Consider the following 5,667-nt stretch of genomic DNA (forward strand, 5'->3'; position numbering starts at 1 on the left):
TCTGTGCTGCTGACGCCAAGTCAGCGGTTTGCAAGAAGATTGCAGCGAGTTGAACAGTGGTTCAGCTTAAGTTCTTTAAAAATCAACAGCCGATAAGCGTGGGCGTTTGAAGATGAGTGTTGATATTTGGGTGACCAAGTATCAAGTCTCTTAGACTTTAAACGCTCACGGAAAATAGATTTAAGCTATGCAAATGGTTTAAGTCGATTCCGTTGAGTAAAAAACAGAATCGAACTGTAGAGTTTGATCCTGGCTCAGATTGAACGCTGGCGGCATGCCTTACACATGCAAGTCGAACGGTAACAGGTTAAGCTGACGAGTGGCGAACGGGTGAGTAATGTATCGGAACGTGCCCAGTTGTGGGGGATAACTACTCGAAAGAGTGGCTAATACCGCATGAGACCTGAGGGTGAAAGCGGGGGATCGCAAGACCTCGCGCAATTGGAGCGGCCGATATCAGATTAGCTAGTTGGCGGGGTAAAAGCCCACCAAGGCGACGATCTGTAGCTGGTCTGAGAGGACGACCAGCCACACTGGGACTGAGACACGGCCCAGACTCCTACGGGAGGCAGCAGTGGGGAATTTTGGACAATGGACGCAAGTCTGATCCAGCCATGCCGCGTGCGGGAAGAAGGCCTTCGGGTTGTAAACCGCTTTTGTCAGGGAAGAAACGGGTTTCTCTAATACAGAGATCTAATGACGGTACCTGAAGAATAAGCACCGGCTAACTACGTGCCAGCAGCCGCGGTAATACGTAGGGTGCAAGCGTTAATCGGAATTACTGGGCGTAAAGCGTGCGCAGGCGGTTATGCAAGACAGAGGTGAAATCCCCGGGCTCAACCTGGGAACTGCCTTTGTGACTGCATGGCTAGAGTACGGTAGAGGGGGATGGAATTCCGCGTGTAGCAGTGAAATGCGTAGATATGCGGAGGAACACCGATGGCGAAGGCAATCCCCTGGACCTGTACTGACGCTCATGCACGAAAGCGTGGGGAGCAAACAGGATTAGATACCCTGGTAGTCCACGCCCTAAACGATGTCAACTGGTTGTTGGGAGGGTTTCTTCTCAGTAACGAAGCTAACGCGTGAAGTTGACCGCCTGGGGAGTACGGCCGCAAGGTTGAAACTCAAAGGAATTGACGGGGACCCGCACAAGCGGTGGATGATGTGGTTTAATTCGATGCAACGCGAAAAACCTTACCTACCCTTGACATGGACAGAATCCTGAAGAGATTTGGGAGTGCTCGAAAGAGAGCTGTCACACAGGTGCTGCATGGCCGTCGTCAGCTCGTGTCGTGAGATGTTGGGTTAAGTCCCGCAACGAGCGCAACCCTTGTCATTAGTTGCTACGAAAGGGCACTCTAATGAGACTGCCGGTGACAAACCGGAGGAAGGTGGGGATGACGTCAGGTCATCATGGCCCTTATGGGTAGGGCTACACACGTCATACAATGGCCGGTACAGAGGGCTGCCAACCCGCGAGGGGGAGCTAATCCCAGAAAACCGGTCGTAGTCCGGATCGTAGTCTGCAACTCGACTGCGTGAAGTCGGAATCGCTAGTAATCGCGGATCAGCTTGCCGCGGTGAATACGTTCCCGGGTCTTGTACACACCGCCCGTCACACCATGGGAGCGGGTTCTGCCAGAAGTAGTTAGCCTAACCGCAAGGAGGGCGATTACCACGGCAGGGTTCGTGACTGGGGTGAAGTCGTAACAAGGTAGCCGTATCGGAAGGTGCGGCTGGATCACCTCCTTTCTAGAAAATGGTCGAGCAGAGGTTTGTTGCTTGCAGCAAGCGTCCAGCGAGATCCAGATGCACTCAGATTTAAGCGCCCACACTTATCGGCTGTGATTCAACAGAAGAGTAATAGCGTGAGCTTGGCCGATGGCCTCGGCAGGGGCCAAGCGACGGAGGCAGGGCACGCAACAAACGCGTGGGTCTGTAGCTCAGTTGGTTAGAGCACCGTCTTGATAAGGCGGGGGTCGCTGGTTCGAATCCAGCCAGACCCACCACGGATTTGAAGAGAATCCCGGGGGATTAGCTCAGCTGGGAGAGCACCTGCTTTGCAAGCAGGGGGTCGTCGGTTCGATCCCGTCATCCTCCACCAATTACTCTGCTCCATGGTTGGCAAACCAAAGCATCCGTTGCGCGAAAGCGTGAGCGGTTGTTCTGGTTTGTCAGTCATAAGGCTCGAAAGAGTCGGCTGTTGTTCTTTAACAATTTGTAGAGTCGAATCAGCGTTGTCGACGGAAAGTTTAGTCTTCTTTGTAAAGGGAGCTGGACACCGTGCCGTCGGCAACATTTTGATTGCGTCAAACACAAGACTTCAACTAAGCAAGAAATTGATTAGATATGAAGAACGGCGTAACGCGTAAATACTCAATAACGTATGGACTCATGAATGGGGTCTGTGCGAGTTCTTGACCGACAGTGCCGTCAGCGCTGTCAAAGTTATAGGGTCAAGTGACTAAGTGCATATGGTGGATGCCTAGGCGATTACAGGCGAAGAAAGACGTGATAGCCTGCGATAAGCTTCGGGGAGCTGGCAAATTAGCTTTGATCCGGAGATTTCTGAATGGGGAAACCCACCCCGCGAGGGGTATTGCAAACTGAATACATAGGTTTGCAAGGCGAACCGGGTGAACTGAAACATCTCAGTAGCTCGAGGAAAAGACATCAACCGAGATTCCGAAAGTAGTGGCGAGCGAAATTGGAGTAGCCTTGTCGTTTTAGCAGTTGGCATATCAGAACGGAATGGAAAGTCCGGCCATAGCGGGTGATAGCCCCGTATGAGAAATGTTGATTGTGGAACTAAGCGGCAGACAAGTAGGGCGGGACACGTGTAATCCTGTCTGAATATGGGGGGACCATCCTCCAAGGCTAAATACTCGTAATCGACCGATAGTGAACTAGTACCGTGAGGGAAAGGCGAAAAGAACCCCGGGAGGGGAGTGAAATAGATCCTGAAACCGTATGCATACAAAAAGTAGGAGCCCGCAAGGGTGACTGCGTACCTTTTGTATAATGGGTCAGCGACTTACATTCAGTGGCGAGGTTAACCGAATAGGGAAGCCGTAGAGAAATCGAGTCCGAATAGGGCGAATTAGTCGCTGGGTGTAGACCCGAAACCAAGTGATCTATCCATGGCCAGGATGAAGGTACCGTAACAGGTGCTGGAGGTCCGAACCGACTAATGTTGCAAAATTAGCGGATGAGCTGTGGATAGGGGTGAAAGGCTAAACAAACTTGGAAATAGCTGGTTCTCTCCGAAAACTATTTAGGTAGTGCCTCAAGTATTACCATCGGGGGTAGAGCACTGTTATGGCTAGGGGGTCATGGCGACTTACCAAACCATTGCAAACTCCGAATACCGATGAGTACAGCTTGGGAGACAGAGCACCGGGTGCTAACGTCCGGACTCAAGAGGGAAACAACCCAGACCGCCAGCTAAGGTCCCCAAAATTGGCTAAGTGGGAAACGAAGTGGGAAGGCTAAAACAGTCAGGATGTTGGCTTAGAAGCAGCCATCATTTAAAGAAAGCGTAATAGCTCACTGATCGAGTCGTCCTGCGCGGAAGATGTAACGGGGCTAAGCCAGTTACCGAAGCTGCGGATGTGCAATTTATTGCACGTGGTAGGAGAGCGTTCTGTAAGCCTGTGAAGGTGGGTTGTGAAGCCTGCTGGAGGTATCAGAAGTGCGAATGCTGACATGAGTAGCGTTAAAGGGGGTGAAAAGCCCCCTCGCCGAAAGCGCAAGGTTTCCTACGCAACGTTCATCGGCGTAGGGTGAGTCGGCCCCTAAGGCGAGGCAGAGATGCGTAGCTGATGGGAAACAGGTAAATATTCCTGTACCGATCAATAGTGCGATGTGGGGACGGAGAAGGTTAGCTCAGCCAACTGTTGGAATAGTTGGTTCAAGCGTGTAGTCGTGCTCTTTAGGCAAATCCGGAGAGCTGAGATGAGGCGTGATAACGAGAGGGCTTAGCCCTCGAAGTGAGTGATACCCTGCTTCCAAGAAAAGCCACTAAGCTTCAGCTATTGACGACCGTACCGCAAACCGACACTGGTGCGCGAGATGAGTATTCTAAGGCGCTTGAGAGAACTCTGGAGAAGGAACTCGGCAAATTGACACCGTAACTTCGGAAGAAGGTGTGCCTCTATTAGGTGAAGGGATTTACTCCTGGAGCCGAATGGGGTCGCAGAGAATCGGTGGCTGCAACTGTTTATTAAAAACACAGCACTCTGCAAAGACGAAAGTCGACGTATAGGGTGTGACTCCTGCCCGGTGCTGGAAGATTAAATGATGGGGTGCAAGCTCTTGACTGAAGTCCCAGTAAACGGCGGCCGTAACTATAACGGTCCTAAGGTAGCGAAATTCCTTGTCGGGTAAGTTCCGACCTGCACGAATGGAGTAATGATGGCCACACTGTCTCCTCCAGAGACTCAGCGAAGTTGAAATGTTTGTGATGATGCAATCTCCCCGCGGAAAGACGGAAAGACCCCATGAACCTTTACTGTAGCTTTACATTGGACTTTGAACAGATCTGTGTAGGATAGGTGGGAGGCTTTGAAGTGATGACGCTAGTTGTCATGGAGCCAACGTTGAAATACCACCCTGGTGTGTTTGAGGTTCTAACCTTGGTCCCTTATCGGGATTGGGGACAGTGTATGGTGGGCAGTTTGACTGGGGCGGTCTCCTCCCAAAGTGTAACGGAGGAGTTCGAAGGTACGCTAAATACGGTCGGAAATCGTGTTGATAGTGCATTGGCATAAGCGTGCTTGACTGCGAGACTGACAAGTCGAGCAGGTACGAAAGTAGGACAAAGTGATCCGGTGGTTCTGTATGGAAGGGCCATCGCTCAACGGATAAAAGGTACTCTGGGGATAACAGGCTGATACCGCCCAAGAGTTCATATCGACGGCGGTGTTTGGCACCTCGATGTCGGCTCATCTCATCCTGGGGCTGTAGCCGGTCCCAAGGGTATGGCTGTTCGCCATTTAAAGAGGTACGTGAGCTGGGTTTAAAACGTCGTGAGACAGTTTGGTCCCTATCTTCCGTGGGCGCTGCAAGATTGAGAGAGCCTGCTCCTAGTACGAGAGGACCGGAGTGGACGCACCTCTGGTGTATCGGTTGTCACGCCAGTGGCATCGCCGAGTAGCTAAGTGCGGAAGAGATAACCGCTGAAAGCATCTAAGCGGGAAACTCGTCTCAAGATGAGTCTTGCCGGGGCCTAGAGCCCCCTGAAGGGTCGTTCGAGACCAGGACGTTGATAGGCTGGGTGTGGAAGCGCAGTAATGCGTTAAGCTAACCAGTACTAATTGCCCGTGAGGCTTGACCCTATAACTTTGATAGTTCAGAGATGAATCTGTTCAAGGACGGTTGAGTCATTAATACAAGTTATACCGTTCTTCAAAGAAGTCGGTGTTAGCGCAATCAAAAAGCTGATTCGAAGCCAGATACAAGCGAAAAGCCTGTATACTGCGCAGCTCTACAAATTGGGTGTCTTGTTCAGCGAACAAGGTGCCAACCAGTTAAGCCTGATGACCATAGCGAGTTGGTCCCACTCCTTCCCATCCCGAACAGGACAGTGAAATGACTCAGCGCCGATGATAGTGCGGATTCCCGTGTGAAAGTAGGTCATCGTCAGGCTAATATCAAAGTCAAAAC

2 tRNA genes and 3 rRNA genes are annotated in these 5,667 nt (G+C 51.4%); all 5 read left to right on the forward strand.

The features are described 5' to 3' along the window. The first annotated feature begins 231 nt into the window (after positions 1-231). Positions 232-1,755: ribosomal RNA gene (locus tag HNP55_RS23845) — 16S ribosomal RNA — on the forward strand. A 180-nt stretch (positions 1,756-1,935) separates the two neighbouring features. Then, a tRNA-Ile gene (locus tag HNP55_RS23850) sits at positions 1,936-2,012 on the forward strand. Between the two features lie 19 nt (positions 2,013-2,031). Beyond that, positions 2,032-2,107 (forward strand) — tRNA-Ala (locus HNP55_RS23855). A 350-nt stretch (positions 2,108-2,457) separates the two neighbouring features. Then, positions 2,458-5,339 (forward strand): 23S ribosomal RNA (locus HNP55_RS23860). A gap of 197 nt (positions 5,340-5,536) precedes the next feature. Next, positions 5,537-5,649, forward strand: a 5S ribosomal RNA gene (rrf, locus tag HNP55_RS23865). Together the 16S, 23S and 5S rRNA genes with 2 tRNA genes alongside form the textbook arrangement of a ribosomal RNA operon. Positions 5,650-5,667: the final 18 nt, after the last annotated feature.

Origin of the sequence: Roseateles oligotrophus (assembly GCF_014204525.1) — a bacterium.
Taxonomy (GTDB): domain Bacteria; phylum Pseudomonadota; class Gammaproteobacteria; order Burkholderiales; family Burkholderiaceae_C; genus Paucibacter_A; species Paucibacter_A oligotrophus_A.